General features: G+C 37.7%; 13 protein-coding genes. 11 read left to right on the top strand and 2 right to left on the bottom strand.

Annotated elements, in window-relative coordinates; all coding sequences use genetic code 11:
- Window positions 1-15 precede the first annotated feature (15 nt).
- The 11 genes from DWZ63_RS13775 (at window position 16) to DWZ63_RS13815 (ending at window position 11228) form a co-directional block, all read left to right on the top strand.
- Window positions 16-1728, top strand: coding sequence for a phospho-sugar mutase (locus tag DWZ63_RS13775; protein WP_118500203.1), 1713 nt, complete (start codon window positions 16-18; stop codon window positions 1726-1728).
- A gap of 105 nt (window positions 1729-1833) precedes the next feature.
- Window positions 1834-4014, top strand: coding sequence for an alpha-galactosidase (locus DWZ63_RS13780; protein ID WP_118500190.1), 2181 nt, complete (start codon window positions 1834-1836; stop codon window positions 4012-4014).
- Window positions 4015-4162: 148 nt separating this feature from the next.
- The gene (locus tag DWZ63_RS13785) at window positions 4163-4804 is read left to right on the top strand and encodes a DUF624 domain-containing protein (protein WP_118500191.1); all 642 of its coding nucleotides are present in this window, start codon (window positions 4163-4165) and stop codon (window positions 4802-4804) included.
- A 61-nt stretch (window positions 4805-4865) separates the two neighbouring features.
- The gene (locus tag DWZ63_RS13790) at window positions 4866-5912 is read left to right on the top strand and encodes a LacI family DNA-binding transcriptional regulator (RefSeq protein ID WP_118500192.1); all 1047 of its coding nucleotides are present in this window, start codon (window positions 4866-4868) and stop codon (window positions 5910-5912) included.
- 277 nt (window positions 5913-6189) lie between these two features.
- Window positions 6190-6393, top strand: a complete 204-nt coding sequence (locus tag DWZ63_RS13795) for a PhoH family protein (RefSeq protein ID WP_118500204.1) — start codon at window positions 6190-6192, stop codon at window positions 6391-6393.
- 351 nt (window positions 6394-6744) lie between these two features.
- Window positions 6745-7407, top strand: a complete 663-nt coding sequence (locus tag DWZ63_RS13800; protein WP_182431536.1) for a DUF4230 domain-containing protein — start codon at window positions 6745-6747, stop codon at window positions 7405-7407.
- 128 nt (window positions 7408-7535) lie between these two features.
- The gene (locus DWZ63_RS13805) at window positions 7536-8225 is read left to right on the top strand and encodes a DUF4230 domain-containing protein (protein WP_207664396.1); all 690 of its coding nucleotides are present in this window, start codon (window positions 7536-7538) and stop codon (window positions 8223-8225) included.
- Window positions 8226-8477: 252 nt separating this feature from the next.
- Entirely contained in the window at window positions 8478-8612 is a 135-nt protein-coding gene (locus tag DWZ63_RS16160; RefSeq protein ID WP_270393692.1) for a hypothetical protein, read from the top strand.
- Window positions 8593-9876 (top strand): O-acetylhomoserine aminocarboxypropyltransferase/cysteine synthase family protein, encoded by a 1284-nt coding sequence (locus tag DWZ63_RS13810; protein ID WP_118500194.1) that lies wholly within the window; start codon window positions 8593-8595, stop codon window positions 9874-9876. The genes DWZ63_RS16160 and DWZ63_RS13810 overlap by 20 nt, the downstream gene beginning before the upstream one ends.
- 144 nt (window positions 9877-10020) lie before the next feature.
- Complete coding sequence (locus DWZ63_RS16235) at window positions 10021-10275, top strand: AAA family ATPase (RefSeq protein ID WP_347474869.1); 255 nt, start codon at window positions 10021-10023, stop codon at window positions 10273-10275.
- 11 nt (window positions 10276-10286) lie between these two features.
- Complete coding sequence (locus DWZ63_RS13815; protein WP_347474871.1) at window positions 10287-11228, top strand: PD-(D/E)XK nuclease domain-containing protein; 942 nt, start codon at window positions 10287-10289, stop codon at window positions 11226-11228.
- Between the two features lie 268 nt (window positions 11229-11496).
- On the opposite strand, the gene DWZ63_RS13820 is transcribed toward DWZ63_RS13815, so the two are convergent.
- Together DWZ63_RS13820 and DWZ63_RS13830 are read right to left on the bottom strand one after the other, a co-directional pair.
- Window positions 11497-13716: an RNA degradosome polyphosphate kinase gene (locus DWZ63_RS13820; RefSeq protein ID WP_118500195.1), complete on the bottom strand. Its 2220-nt coding sequence runs from the start codon at window positions 13714-13716 to the stop codon at window positions 11497-11499.
- Window positions 13717-13826: 110 nt separating this feature from the next.
- Window positions 13827-15398, bottom strand: coding sequence for a ppx/GppA phosphatase (locus tag DWZ63_RS13830; protein ID WP_022015530.1), 1572 nt, complete (start codon window positions 15396-15398; stop codon window positions 13827-13829).
- Window positions 15399-15451: the final 53 nt, after the last annotated feature.

Genomic DNA, 15451 nt, shown 5'->3' on the forward strand with positions numbered 1-15451 from the left:
GGAAATGGGGAAGAAATGGACTTTAAAAAAGAATATGAAAAATGGTGTACTGATGAATATTTTGACGATGAGACAAAGAAAGAACTTCTTGCGATAAGGGATGATGAGGAAGAGATAAAGGACAGATTTTATCGCAGGCTTGAGTTTGGAACGGGCGGACTCAGAGGAGTAATCGGTGCAGGAACAAACAGAATGAACATATACACGGTAAGACAGGCTACACAGGGTCTTGCCAACTACATAATAAGTCAGGACGAACAGGAAAAAGGTGTTGCCATCGCTTTTGATTCAAGGATAATGTCCCCTGAATTTGCAAAAGAAGCTGCATCCTGCCTTAGTGCAAATGGGATAAAGGTATATTTATTTGAGTCGTTAAGACCAACACCTGAACTTTCGTTTTCAGTAAGGAAATTGGGCTGCATAGCAGGAATTGTAATAACGGCAAGCCACAATCCGAGAGAGTACAACGGATATAAAGTATATTGGGAGGACGGTGCACAGATAACTCCGCCACATGATAAAAATATACTTGCAGAGGTTGCGAAGGTCAATGACTATGAGCAGATGAAAACGATGGATTATGATAAAGCTGTAACTGATGGTTTCATCAAAGTTATCGGAAAAGAGATTGACGATGCCTATATCGCTGAACTTAAAAAACAGAATATCCATCCGGAAGCTATTACAAAGGTTGCAAAGGACATAAAGATAGTTTATACACCACTTCATGGAACAGGAAATATTCCTGTACGAAGAGTGCTTGCAGAACTTGGCTTTGAAAATGTCTATGTTGTAGAAAAACAGGAAAAGCCTGACGGGAATTTTCCAACTGTTGCTTATCCGAATCCTGAGGACAGCAAGGCTTGGACGCTCGCACTTGAACTTGCAAAAGAAAAAGATGCAGACATTGTTCTTGCGACAGACCCTGATGCAGACAGACTTGGCGTTTATGCTAAGGACGAAAAGACAGGCGAATATGTAAGCTTTACGGGAAATATGTCCGGCTCGCTTATTGCGGAGTATATCTTAAGGGAAAAGAAAGAAAAAGGAGAACTCCCTGAAAATGCTGCCATAGTTGAGACTATCGTTACAACAGATATGCTTAAGGCAGTCGCTGAGAAATACGGTGTAAAGCTTATGGAAGTGCTTACGGGATTTAAGTTTATCGGCGAGCAGATAAAACTTTTCGAGCAGAATAATTCATACGAGTACATATTCGGAATGGAAGAAAGCTACGGTTGTCTTGCAGGAACATATGCAAGGGATAAGGATGCCTGTGTTGCTGTTATGATGCTTTGTGAAGTTGCAGCATATTACAAACTTAAAGGTATGACACTCTGTGATGCAATGCAGGATATGTATAAGGAATATGGTTATTATAAAGAGGGACTTTTTACTATCACCAAGAAAGGCATAGACGGAGCGGAACAGATTGAGAACATGATGCGTGAAAAGAGAGAAAATCCGGCAACGGTTATGGGTGGATTTAAGGTGCTCAAAATGCGTGACTACCAGAGTGACGAAGTTAAGGATATGGTTACGGGTGAGACAGGCACGACCGGACTTCCAAAATCAAATGTATTGTATTATGAACTTGAAAACAACGCATGGTGCTGTGTTCGTCCGTCAGGAACAGAGCCTAAGATTAAATTCTACTACGGTGTAAAGGGTGAGAGTCTCGAAGATGCCGAGAAAAAACTTGAAGCCATAAAAGAAGATTTGATATAGACTAAGTTGAAAGAAAAATCGTTTTTTTGACTGAAGATAAGAGAAAAAAACTCAGAGAAAAGACATTTTTAGCTGAAAATAAATTTATATAGAATGGAGAATGTTATGATAGTTTTTGACGGAAAAGAAAATATATTTAAGATTGATACTGAAAATAACAGTTATGTGATGGGTATAATTGATGAAAAATACCTTGTACATATCTATTATGGAAAGAAACTTTCGGGCACGCATCTTGCGTATCTGCTCGATATGGATCAGGAGTATCTCAACGATATTCATATAAATTATGGAGAAAAATCATCATTCCTTGACAGACTTCCTATGGAATATCCGACGGCGGGCATGGGAGATTTCAGGCAGAGCTGCATAGAAGCTGCTGACACTATCGGAAAGACAGGTGTTGAACTTTTCTATGACTCATATAAGATAATTGTCGGAAAGCCAGCACTTGATGGACTTCCGGCAACATTTGGCGATGGTGCACAGACGCTTTGCATCACATTGAAAGACGATGTGTTAAAGCTTGAGGTGGAACTAAGATATTCTGTCTTTGAGGGCAACGATGCGGTGATTAGAAGTGCTGTTATAACAAATTATGGTGATAAGCCGTTATATATCGAAAAAGTATTATCTGCGTGTCTTGAACTTGGATATGAGCCGCATGACTACATAACGCTTCACGGTTCATGGGCAAGGGAGAGGAGGATAGACAGACAGAGGGTCGGATTTGGCTGTCACAGTGTTGAATCATCACGCGGTATATCAAGCCATCAGGAGCATCCTTTTATGGCTGTTGTATCAGAGGGGGCAACGCAGGAAACAGGTGATGTATATGCAATGAACTTTGTGTATTCAGGAAACTTTGTGTCATTTGTGGAAAAGGCACAATTTGGAACGCAGCGTTTTGGAATGGGTATAAATCCAAACGGATTCTGCTGGAAACTTGAAGCAGGTGAAAGTTTTGCCGCACCTGAGGTTGTTACCGTCTATTCAGATGCAGGTCTTGACAAGATGACATCGACATTCCATGACCTATATAGAGAACACCTTATCAGAAAGTCATGGGTCTACAGTGAAAGACCTGTACTTATAAATAACTGGGAGGGAACATATTTCGATTTTGATGAAAAGAAGATATTCGACATAGCAAAAGAAGCATCAAAGCACGGAATAGAAATGCTTGTTCTGGATGACGGCTGGTTTGGAAAAAGAAATGATGACAGGACAAGTCTCGGTGATTGGGTTGTAAACGAAGATAAGTTAAAAGGCGGTTTAAGGAAACTTGTCAACAATATAAATTCACTTGGTATGAAATTTGGAATATGGTTTGAGCCTGAAATGATTTCTCCTGAGTCAGAACTTTACAAAAAACATCCTGACTGGGCTGTGCATATCGAGGGCAGAGAGCCGGGGCAGGTCAGAAACCAGCTTATACTTGACCTCAGTAACAGAGAAGTTGTTGAATATGTATATGAGTCTGTTGCCAGGATTTTGCGTTCAGCGAATATTGAGTATGTAAAATGGGATATGAACCGTCCGTTTACTGATGTTGGAAGTAATGTACTTGACGCTGACAGACAGGGCGAGATAATGCATAGGCACACACTTGCGGTATATGAGCTTCAGGGAAGACTCTTAAAAGAATTTCCATATCTTCTTCTCGAAAACTGTTCAAGCGGTGGAGCGAGATTTGATCCGGGAATGTTGTATTTCAGTCCTCAGATATGGTGCTCGGATGATACCGATGCGATAGAGAGACTTGCCATTCAGGAGAGCACGGCACTTATGTATCCGCTTTCAGTTATAGGTGCTCATGTGTCGGACTGCCCTAATCATACAGTCGGCAGGGTCACACCGTTTGAGACTAGAGGTGTTATTGCGATGGCGGGAACTTTTGGCTATGAGCTTGATGTGACAAAGATACCTGAAGAGGACAGGAATATGATAGCTTCACAGGTAGAGACTTACAAAAAGTATTGTCCGCTTATACAGACGGGAGATTATTACCGTATAGCATCATACCAGAGCAACCATTATTTTGATTGCTATGAGATAGTTTCAAAGGATAAAAGTGAAGCGATAGTTGTGTTTGTTCAGGTGCTCGCACAGCCAAATATGCACAGCAGATGTGTGAAACTTAAAGGACTTGATTTTTCGGCAAAATATGAGACAGATGGAAAGGTCTATGACGCAGATGCACTTATGAATGGTGGATTTATCATAAAAAGACCGTGGGGAGATTTTAAGGCAGAGATAATCCATTTGCAAAAATGCAGAGACTAATAATCATTACCATTCACTCGCAGGCATGACACCAACTGTCATGCCATGTGCAGTGATTGAAATGTGCTAGATTGACAATTTGCTTAAATTATGGTATTTTTTAAGTTAAAGTTAATATGGTCATGTGCTTACAGAGGAGGCATGAAGAATGGCGGCAGATATAAAAGAAGTTTTGAAACCTGACAATAAAGTTGCCCGTATTCTCACAAGGGTATGTGACATGGCAGTCTTAAACATAGTCTGGCTGCTCACGAGCGTTTTTCTTGTGACGATAGGTCCGTCAACCGTTGCCCTATACATCGTTATCGAAAAGATGCGTTCCAATACGGAACAAGGCATAGTAAGAACTTATTTTAATGCTTTTAAAGCAGAATTTAAGAACGGTATGTTTTTATCGCTTACATTCTGGCTGTTTTTTGGAGTATTGTTTTTGGATATGTATCTTTTACATAAAGCACCAGGAAGCTTTAATTCCGTGATGTACGGCGGATGCATTACGCTCCTTGTATTTGGAGTTGCAATGTTTGTGTATGTGTTTGAACTTGCAGCCATATTTGAAAACACGATAAAGGGATATTTTTTGGCAGCATTTAAACTTGTGGTATGTAATCTTCCTTTAAGTGTATTGGTTATATGTGTAAATGTCTGCATACCGTTGTTGTTTTTCTTTTTGCCAGGTGTCATATCAAAATTTGCGGCATTGATACTGATATTTGGAGGCTCGTCTGTTGCATATGTATCATCATATTTGCTCGGAGGCGTTATGGAAGGACTTAAGGCAAAATCTTAGTTGCCGGTCGCATCATTTATGGTGTGGACAGGAAAAATCATAGCAATTGGAGGAAAAAGAAATGGCAAAGGCAGTAAAGTTATCTGATATTGCTGCAAAAATCGGTGTCAGTACGGTTACGGTCTCAAAGGCTTTATCCGGTCAGAAAGGTATGAGTGATGAATTAAGAGACAGGATAGTTGCACTTGCTGATGAGATGGGATATGTCAAGAGAGTGCAGAACAAAGAAAAAGAGGCAGGAAAAAGTTACAATCTCGGTGTTATCGTTGCCGAGCGATATATAGTGGAAAAACAGTCATTTTATTGGAACATATATCAGGAAATATCGCAGCGTGCCATTAAAAAAAAGTGCTTTGCGATGATAGAGATAGTTGAATATTCACAGGAAAATGACTGTATCATGCCGATGCTGCTATCTGAAAATAAAGTTGATGGGATAATCGTTATGGGTGCTTTTGGAAAGAAATATATGAATGCCGTTAAGGGGTGGACAAAGAATTTTCCGGTTCTTTATTTTGATACGACTGACGGTGATGAAGCTGGGGATTATGTTGTCAGCAATAACCTTTACGGAGGATATAATATGACAAATTATCTTCTTGACAGGGGACATAAAAATATAGGTTTTGTGGGAACAAGGCTTATGACACCGAGTATTGATGATCGATTTTTCGGTTATCTCAAGGCACTTATGGAAAGAGGGATTAAGTACCGTGCGGATTGGATCATTGACGATAGAGATAATATTTATGGCAAGATGAATTATGATAGGCAGTTTATTCTGCCAAAAGAAATTCCAACGGCATTTTTTTGCAACTGTGATAAAGCGGCGAGTCTTATTATAAGAAAACTTGAAGAAGCCGGTTATTCAGTTCCAGGCGATGTTTCGGTTGTTGGTTTTGATAATTTTGAGTACGACCAGGAGGCTGATATAGGCATCACGACATATGAGATAAACATAGGAGAGATGGCAAAAAGGGCTGTTCATATAATGCTCCACAAAATGCAGAATGCATTGTATTCAGCGGGAGTTTTTTCAATACAGGGTAAGATAATAGAGCGTGAGAGCGTTAAGAAAATAGGAAAGAGCGTTCCTTATGCCAAGTGATTTGAGCTGTTGTGAATATACGAAATACAGGTATAGTGATTAAGCTTTTGTGACTTAATTATTACGGGTAATAAAAATTGTATTATTCATTTTTTAAGAAAGTGGGTGCACCTTTGCGGAATGAAAGTCGGCAAAAGCATCTATATCGCAGTCATTACTTTCGTTTAGAAATCAGCTTAATTCAGGGGGATTTACTTACGGGTGTTAAACTTGAGCAGGGAGGAACAATCAGGATAGAAAAAAGTTTGATGATGATATAGTGTATCTTCCGGGGGAAATGACAAGAGCAGGCAAAAATACAAAAATAATTCTTCTGGGAGATCCTGACCAGATAGATAAACCGTTTCTTGATGAGAGGACAAATGTGTTAAGTTATGCGGCAAAGCATATGCAGGGAAGTCCGCTTTGCTGGCAGATATCAATGTCTGCAGATGAATGTGTGAGGTCAGAACTTGCTCAGGATGCGATAATGAGATTGTAATTTTTGATAAGAGGTTAATTGATGCAGGGACAGATGAGTTTTTATCTGTTCCTGCTGTTTGTTTGAAAAATAAAAGGTAGATGCATATTTTTACAGAATTAATGTTTTAGTATAAATTAATCGGAAATTGCGTCAAATAAAATCTTTAAGGATTCATTCCTATGGAATATTGGAACTTTTATGAATTTGACAAAATATTTTTTGTAAGTTAGTATAGGGGTATTATTTATGTCAGCGGTGGTAACTGACTTTAATTTAAGGTTGGCGGCTCTGGTGATGGTTGAGTGCAATATAATTTTTTTTGAGACTCTCTGATTACGGGAGGTTGTTGGAAATGGGGATGTTATGTTTTTGTTTAGATATTTTTTTGGATTTGGAAAAAGAATTAAATGTATTATAGTAATAGTATTGATTTGCATTCTTGTATTGGGTGGGATTTTGTTGAAAGTTCATTTTGCAAAGAAAGCAGAACCAAAAGTTTCTTATTCTAATGTATATTCTGAAAAGGTGAAAGGTATTAGTGAACTTGCAGTGCTCAGTACGACATATAGTGGTATTACTGAGGTGAGGAATAAGTGGTTTATAGATGTCCTTGATGAGGTTGCACTAATGGAGTATAAGGCTGAGGTGAAAGTCGGGGTTGACCTTTCTAAAGCGAAAGTTAAGGTTGATGATGATAAAAGGACGATAGATATTAAACTTCCGGCAGCAGATACGGTTGATATAAACATATTAAAAAGCAGCATTAAATGGGATGAGGTTTCGTGGAATAAATTAGAGGGAAAGCAGTTTGTCATGCAGGGACTTAAACAGGCAGAAAGTGAATGTAGGGAAAAAACTGATAAGACAGATATGGTAAAAAAAGCTAATATGAGAGCTAAAAAGCTTGTTGAGGATATGTTTGAGGGGGCAAAAAAATGTAGAAAACCATATAAAGTAAGTGTATCTGTTGACGGTGACGAGTATATAAATATAAATGTAAATGTAAATGTTTCAGATGGTGGGCAGGAATGATGCATTGTTAAGAGTGACTTTTTGAGGTAGTGTTTAGATTTGTTAAAACTGTATTATCAGGAATGACAAATGCAAAAGAATAGTATATAGATGGGATTTGGTGAGTTATGGAATCTGTAAAGAAAATTATGGATAGGTTAAAAAAAGCTGTCCATGATAAAAAAGAAAGAAATATGAATAAAAGAAACGCATATGATGAAAGAGAAAACAATGCCGTCAAGACTGGCAGTCTGTGGCACCATGGAATAACAGTCAGGACGATAGCCATAACAGTTGCAGTTATGTGTGTTGCATTTATAATACTTTATATAAAAATAAATATTGACAACAGGGATAAGTTAAGTGATGTTGTTACTGAGAGTTTTATAAGCGGACAGCTTAATGAATTAAATGAACTTGCGGTTTCAAAAGTTATATATGATGGTGTAGTAAAGATGGAAGATAAGAGCGGATTTTTTAATAAAGAGTTTTATATCAAATATACCGGTTATGTGAAATCGTATGTAGATATGTCAAAAGCAGAAATTAAGATTGATGATAAAAAAAGAAAAATAAGCGTTTCACTGCCCCATGCAGTTGTAGGAGAACCAAATATTGGGGCTGATTATCAGATTTATGACACTTCATGGATAAAGTCTGACAGTTTGGAGGCAGCCACAAAAGCACTTAAAAGAGCTGAAGAGGACTGCAGGAAAAAAGTTGATGAAAAGACAATGATAGAAACATCAGATGGATATGCAAAAGAAGCTGTTGAAAATTTTTTGTCCTCATTTAAAGATGTAACCAAGCCGTACACTTTTGAGGTGAAATTCATATAAAAACATGATACAGGAAACGGAAATATGCGTCCTATGACATCGTTTGATTTAAAAGATATTTTAAACATACCATAATAATTAAAAATACATTACCATAATTAAGATGTGTTTCGTTCGATTTAACATTGGATGAAAAATCTCATTGTGGTGATGTATTTTTTTACTCTTTTTTCTGAGTTTGTGATATAATAGCTTAAAATACTACTAAGTCTGTAGTGTTTATAGAATATTAAAAGGACAGGAGGAGCCGTGTTGATTTATGATTACTGTTTTATATATGGTGCGGCTTGCGTAGGTAAGAAAGTCATGCTCAGAGTTACGAAGAAAAAATTGACAGAGTCGATAAATATATGCGGCAAAAAAGATTATGAAAGATTATACAATTAATACAAATTGTGTTCAGGCGGGATATACACCCGGAAACGGAGAACCAAGACAGATACCTATTTATCAGTCAACGACATTTAAATATGATACAAGTGAAGATATGGGGAAGTTGTTTGACCTTGAAGCAGAGGGATATTTTTATTCAAGGCTTCAAAATCCTACAAATGACCTTGTTGCAGCAAAGATAGCAAAACTTGAGGGCGGCACCGCAGGTATGCTCACTTCGTCAGGTCAGGCAGCAAACTTCTTTGCGATGTTTAATATATGTGAAGCAGGAAGTCATATTGTTTCATCATCTTCTATATATGGCGGAACATTTAATCTGCTTGCGGTTACGATGAAAAAAATGGGAATAGATGTTACATTTGTTGACCCGGACTGTACCGATGAGGAGCTTAATGCCGCATTTAAGGAAAATACGCGGGCGGTATTTGGAGAGTCGATAGCAAATCCGGCACTTACAGTGCTTGATATTGAGAAATTTGCAAAAGCTGCACACGAGCATGGAGTACCTCTTATCGTTGATAATACCTTTCCGACTCCGGTTAATTTAAGGCCTATCGAGTGGGGAGCAGACATAGTGACACATTCCACAACAAAATATATGGACGGTCATGGTGCGGCAGTCGGAGGTGCTATAGTAGACAGCGGTAAATTTGACTGGATGGCACACGCAGATAAATATCCGGGGCTTTGCACACCTGATGAGTCATATCATGGAATCACATATGCCGAGAAATTTGGAAAAGAAGGTGCATTTATTACGAAATGTACGGCACAACTTATGAGAGATTTGGGTTGTATTCAGTCACCGCAGAGTGCATTTATATTAAATCTCGGTCTTGAATCACTTCATGTGCGTATGCCAAGACATGTTGAAAATGGACAGGCGGTTGCTGAGTTCCTTGAAAAGCATGATAAAGTAGAATATGTAAATTATCCAACACTTCCTTCAAATAAATATTATGAGCTTGCTAAGAAGTATCTTCCAAACGGAGGATGTGGCGTAGTATCATTTGAGGTAAAAGGCGGCAGAGCGGCAGCAGAGAGATTTATGAAAAATCTTAAACTCGCAGCCATAGAAACTCATGTTGCCGATGCGAGAACCTGTTGTCTTAACCCTGCAACATCAACGCACAGACAGATGAATGACGAGCAGTTAAAAGAAGCAGGAATATCGGCAGGACTTATAAGAATATCATGCGGTCTTGAAGATAAAGCTGACCTTATAGCGGATATAGAGCAGGCATTGGCAGCAGTGTAGGAGCCTCTAATGACTGCTTTACATCAAATTGCTTCAATGTTAAAATATAGCTTATAAAGAGGATGTTCGCAATCCTCTCAGTTACTTGATTGGATAGTGTTAAGTGCTGAGTTTGGATTGCGAAAATAAACAGGAGTGGTGCATATGGCAAAGGTTATAAGTATAGGAAATCAAAGTTTTGAGTCAATACGGGAAAAAGATAATTTTTATATAGACAAGACAAATTTTATAAGAGAATGGTGGGATAATGACGATACAGTAACACTTATAACACGCCCATGCCGATTCGGAAAAACATTAAACATGAGTATGCTTGAATGTTTTTTCTCAAACAAATACAAAGACAGAGGGGATTTATTCGAGGGTCTTGAAATATGGAACGATGAAAAGTATCGCTAATTGCAGGGGACATGTTTAATTCTTTTGATGAACAGGGACTTTCAGACAAAAAGGATATTGTGAAAACATGGTATGACGGATTTACTTTTGGAGATAAAAAAGATATTTATAATCCGTGGTCGATAATAAATTTTTTGAAATTTAAGAGTTTAAAAACCTATTGGGCAGATTCAAGTTCAAATGGACTGATAAACAGTCTTGTTCAAAAAGGAAGTCCATATATAAAAACAATGATAGAAAATCTTATTAGTGGTGAAAAAATAAATGTTATTGTAGATGAGCAGATAGTATTTTCAGAGCTAGACTACTCAGAGGATGCTGTGTGGAGTCTTATGCTTGCGAGCGGCTATTTGAAAGTTGTTTCGTCAGAAGAGTTGAATCTGATAAGAGAAAGCGATAATGAATATGAACTTGCATTGACAAACCGTGAGATATTGTTTATGTTCAGAAAAATGATACTCAGATGGTTCAGTCCCGCAAAGCATGAAACAAATGAGTTTATAAGAGCACTCATAAGTGGTGATATAGAAAGTATGAATGAGTACATGAATGATGTAGCATTGAATACATTTAGTTCATTTGATTCTGGAAAGAAAAAATCTAATAGGAAAGCTCCAGAAAATTTTTACCACGGATTTGTACTAGGACTTATGGTAGACCAGACGGAAAACTATATCATTACCTCAAACCGTGAAAGCGGCTATGGAAGATATGACATAATGCTGGAGCCGATAGATAAAACAAATGAAAAATACCCTGGTATCGTAATAGAATTTAAAGTAATAAATCCTAGAAAAGAAAACACACTTGAAGAAACAGTTGCAGCGGCATTAAAGCAGATAGAGGACAAAAACTATGATGCAGAGATTATCAAAAGAGGAGTGAAAGAAGAAAACATTCATCACTATGGTTTTGCATTTAGAGGTAAAGAGGTGTTGATAGACGGCAGGTAGATATTTTTGGAACCGAAAATATCGTAAGAAAAAGTTTCGTGTGAGGATTTTGGCAATTAAGGATAAATGAATTACTAAAGGCAAGTATAAAAAGTGTTGGATCAAGTAGCAGAAAATAGAAGATATAATATTAAAAAATGACTTGTTTTGTTTATAACGCACCGGATTTTTTGTCCGGTGCGTTTAAATTTTTTATGAAAATTAACTTTGTTAAGTTCTTTTTGGGTATATTCCAGAGTATTTTGCTTTTACAAACTAATGCTATTTTTTATTTTTCTTCGTCGTCAATATGGAGCAACGGTTCAAAACTTGTATTGTATGTTGCACTGCGTTGATGTTTTTTTTCATTAGCATTTGCGATGGCTTCTTTGCAGAAATACTGCTGTGCACATATTTTTTTCTGACCGATTTTGCGTGGTGGGATAATGTATGTTCCGTCACTCTGCATTACTCTTGCTTTTACATTGTCTGCAAATTGTATATCAAGAATATGAATGATTTCTTCTTTGAGTGTTTCGTCTTCGACAGGGAACAGGATTTCAACACGCTTGTCAAGGTTTCTAGGCATCCAGTCAGCACTTCCCATATAGACCTCCTCAAAGCCATTGTTGTGGAAATAGAATATTCTGCTGTGCTCAAGGAAATCACCTACGATAGAACGGACGGTGATATTATCGCTTATTCCTTTTATTCCTGTTTTAAGACAGCATATTCCACGGATGACAAGGTCGATTTTAACTCCGGCGGCAGATGCTTTATAAAGCGAAGCTATTATGCCGGGGTCACAGAGGGAATTCATCTTAGCTTTGATAAATGCTTTTTTGCCCGCTTTTGCAAATTCTGTTTCTCTGTTTATCATTTCGGTAAATCTGTCACGAAGCCAGATAGGTGCTACGGCAAGTTTGTTCCATGCGGCTGGTTCTGAATAGCCTGAAAGCATATTGAAAAATGCAGTGGCATCTTCGCCGATTGCTTTCTTGCAGGTGAGAAGTCCCATATCCGTATATATTTTTGCCGTACTGTCGTTATAGTTTCCGGTACCAAGATGCACATATCTTCTGATACCATCCTCCTCACGCCTGACTACAAGTGTAATCTTGCTGTGTGTCTTTAAACCGACAAGTCCATAAATAACATGGCAGCCTGCTTTTTCGAGTTTTCGCGCCCAAATGATATTATTTTCCTCATCAAATCTTGCTTTAAGTTCGACAAGAACGGTAACCTGTTTGCCGTTTTCTGCTGCTGCCGCAAGCGAAGCAATGATAGGAGAGTGGCTGCTTACACGGTAAAGTGTCTGTTTGATGGCAAGCACATCTGGATCTTTTGATGCCTGTCGTACAAGCTCGATAACAGGTTCAAATGTCTCATACGGATGATTTAAAAGTGCATCATGTTCTTTTATCTGGTCAAAGATATTTTTATTTGCATCAATCCATTTTGCAGGCTGAGGAGTATATCCTTTTCCTTTGAGGTCGTCATAGCCCTCAATACCTGCAAGTTTTGAGAGGAAAGTAAGGTCAAGAGGACCATTTATCTTAAAAATATCTTCCTCGCTTATGTTTAATTCTTTCTTTAAGGTTTTGAGAAGTTTCTTGTCAATACCGTCTTCAACTTCAAGTCGTATCGCCTGTCCCCACTGCCTCTTTTTTAACTGACGCTGTATTTCTATAAGAAGGTCGGCTGCCTCGTCCTCGTCGATAGAAAGGTCGGCATTTCTCATTATACGATAAGGGAAAGCTGATAATACTTCATAGTTTACAAATAATTTATCAATATTTTTTTCAATTATCTGTTCTAATAATATAAAACATTTATCTCCGTCATTTTTTGCAGGTATCTCGACAAATCTAGGAAGTCCTGATGGAACCTGAACTGTTGCAAAATCAGTATCGCTTATGTTATCACCCTGTTTTTTGCCCTGATGTGAGACATAAAGTTCACGAAACTGACCGTTGCCGTCTTTTTTGTTTGATGGCTTAAATTTTAATATGGCACCGATGTTAAGTGATTTATTTTGTATGAGAGGGAAAGGCCTTGCTGAGTCAACTGCCATAGGAGTGAGTACAGGATATACTTCTGAACGGAAATATTCATTTACATACCTTTCCTGTCTGTCGTCAAGTTCTTCGTAGTGGGAGATAAGGTGGATGCCGTTGTCTGAAAGTTTGGAGATAAGCTTTCCGTACACATCGTACTGGTCGTGAACAAGCTCATGAGTTTTTTTGCTGATGGCAGAAAGCTGCTCACCCGGTGTCATGCCTGCAATATCTTTTTTTGTGTAATTTACCTGAACCATATCTTTTAATGAAGCAACTCTTATCATAAAAAATTCATCAAGGTTTGATGCTGTTATGGCTAAGAAACGAAGTCTGTCTAAAAGAGGGAGTTTATTATCCTGTGCTTCACTTAAAACCCTGTAGTTAAACGAAATCCAGCTAAGTTCTCTATTATAAAAATACTCGTGTTTTAAATAATTATTTTCTGACATAAAATCCTCATTTCTGCACACATTTTTTGGACATATCGAGTTTGTGTCAAGTGTGCGCAGACACAAATCTTGTGTGTGAAAAAAATATTTTTCACACTATCTTCCTTAGATTAAAATTCTTTTTTTTGCTTGAGAACAGGTTTAATTCCATAAAGCTCTTCAAAGAAATCTGAAGTATTGTCAAAAATTCCCTGTTCGAGTGTAATATCATACAATGTTTTTCCGGTGATAAAAAGATTTGAGCCTCGCAGATATACGGTAGTGTTTGCAAACTTCTGCTTGTGGCTTCTGTCCATTGCGTCGGCGAGCAGTAAGATAGAATTTAATTTAGCTATCTTGATAAATTCCTGCTGGCTGAAAACATCAGAAATCTCAGCATATTTTGGAAAAGATGAGTCAAGGTATCTTACCATATATGCGACCATCATTCTTTCTTTATGTGAAAGACCGATTATCTCAGTTGACATTACTATTTTATATGAATTTTCACCAACTGCATTCATGTTTATAAAATTGCCACAGTTATGCAAAATTGCAGAAATCTGAAGTAAAAGCCTGTCATGCTTAGTAAGATTATTCAGTTTTTTAACTGCATCAAACAATAAAAGACAGTTTTTTTCAACATTGCGGTAATGTGCCTCGTCAGCTCGGTATCTTGCTGCAATATTTCTTGCAGTGGAGAGGATGCCGTCAGTAAAATTAAAGGCAGGGGCGATTTTTTCCTTTTTCTCAGCAAAATCTGCTGCCATTCCGTCACAGATTGTCATTTTAGAAATCCATATCTGTCCTGCATCAGTTTCTTCAAGAATATTGCGGTATATCATTGCAATGGGAAGAAGCAGGGATGCCTTATCAAGTGATGTATTTAATTCTTTGGCAAGTTCATCCGGTGTTTTTGAGGTGATGGATTTGTAAAAATCATCAAATTCAATGCGGTTGACACAATTTCTTTTTTCATATTTGTCATCGGCAGACTTTAATGTTCCGAAATTGTGAAGTGTCATATATTTAACAAAACTTTGCAACTGATTTCCGAGTGCTATTATATTTTTAACTTTGCGGCTCTTTAAATAGAGCTGCACAAAAGTATGCAGTCCGTGAGCGATATAGTCATATACAAGGTTCTGATAGTTATCGGTCTTGTATTGCATATCCTGTAGAACTTCCTGTATTCTGAGCGAACCAAGCATAATATTTTGTGTTGCTATAAGTGTTTTTTTATCGTAAAGTGACAACTGGATGCTGCCGCCTCCCACATCGACGAGAAGTGTGCCGTCTTTTATAAGACTGTGAAAAGAGTTTTCTTTAAGTGCCAATGATTTGTAACAAAGATAGCGCTGTTCGGAATTGCTCAGTATCTTTATTAAAAAACCGGTGCGCTGCTTTACCTGATCAAGAACGATTAAATTGTTATCGGCTTCACGCAATGCACTGGTAGCAATAATCATGTAATCGTGTATGTCATATTCTTTCATTTTTTCAGAAAAACCGTTTAAAATATTACATAGTTTATCTATGGTGGTATAGCTTATATGTTTTGTCGAATATGTTTCAAGTCCAAGTCTGGCGGTATGGTGGACATATTCGATTTCATGCACACCATATTTTTTGGATATTTCATAAATACGCATTGATGTTTCGTGTGAACCGACATCAATAGCGGCGAAAATAGTAACTGCCATATGCTCCCTCCTAGTATAATAATGATGTAGTCAAACAAGACTACTTGGTTAAT

Origin of the sequence: Clostridium sp. AF34-13, from assembly GCF_003477845.1 — a bacterium.
GTDB lineage: Bacteria > Bacillota > Clostridia > Lachnospirales > Lachnospiraceae > Butyribacter > Butyribacter intestini.

Bases quoted from the DNA above. Each gene is read 5' to 3' on its own strand.
- DWZ63_RS13775 (WP_118500203.1), top strand. From the start codon at position 16: ATGGACTTTAAAAAAGAATATGAAAAATGGTGTACTGATGAATATTTT.
- DWZ63_RS13780 (WP_118500190.1), top strand. From the start codon at position 1,834: ATGATAGTTTTTGACGGAAAAGAAAATATATTTAAGATTGATACTGAA.
- DWZ63_RS13785 (WP_118500191.1), top strand. From the start codon at position 4,163: ATGGCGGCAGATATAAAAGAAGTTTTGAAACCTGACAATAAAGTTGCC.
- DWZ63_RS13790 (WP_118500192.1), top strand. From the start codon at position 4,866: ATGGCAAAGGCAGTAAAGTTATCTGATATTGCTGCAAAAATCGGTGTC.
- DWZ63_RS13795 (WP_118500204.1), top strand. From the start codon at position 6,190: ATGACAAGAGCAGGCAAAAATACAAAAATAATTCTTCTGGGAGATCCT.
- DWZ63_RS13805 (WP_207664396.1), top strand. From the start codon at position 7,536: ATGGATAGGTTAAAAAAAGCTGTCCATGATAAAAAAGAAAGAAATATG.
- DWZ63_RS13810 (WP_118500194.1), top strand. From the start codon at position 8,593: ATGAAAGATTATACAATTAATACAAATTGTGTTCAGGCGGGATATACA.
- DWZ63_RS16235 (WP_347474869.1), top strand. From the start codon at position 10,021: ATGGCAAAGGTTATAAGTATAGGAAATCAAAGTTTTGAGTCAATACGG.
- DWZ63_RS13815 (WP_347474871.1), top strand. From the start codon at position 10,287: ATGTTTAATTCTTTTGATGAACAGGGACTTTCAGACAAAAAGGATATT.
- DWZ63_RS13820 (WP_118500195.1), bottom strand. From the start codon at position 13,716: ATGTCAGAAAATAATTATTTAAAACACGAGTATTTTTATAATAGAGAA.
- DWZ63_RS13830 (WP_022015530.1), bottom strand. From the start codon at position 15,398: ATGGCAGTTACTATTTTCGCCGCTATTGATGTCGGTTCACACGAAACA.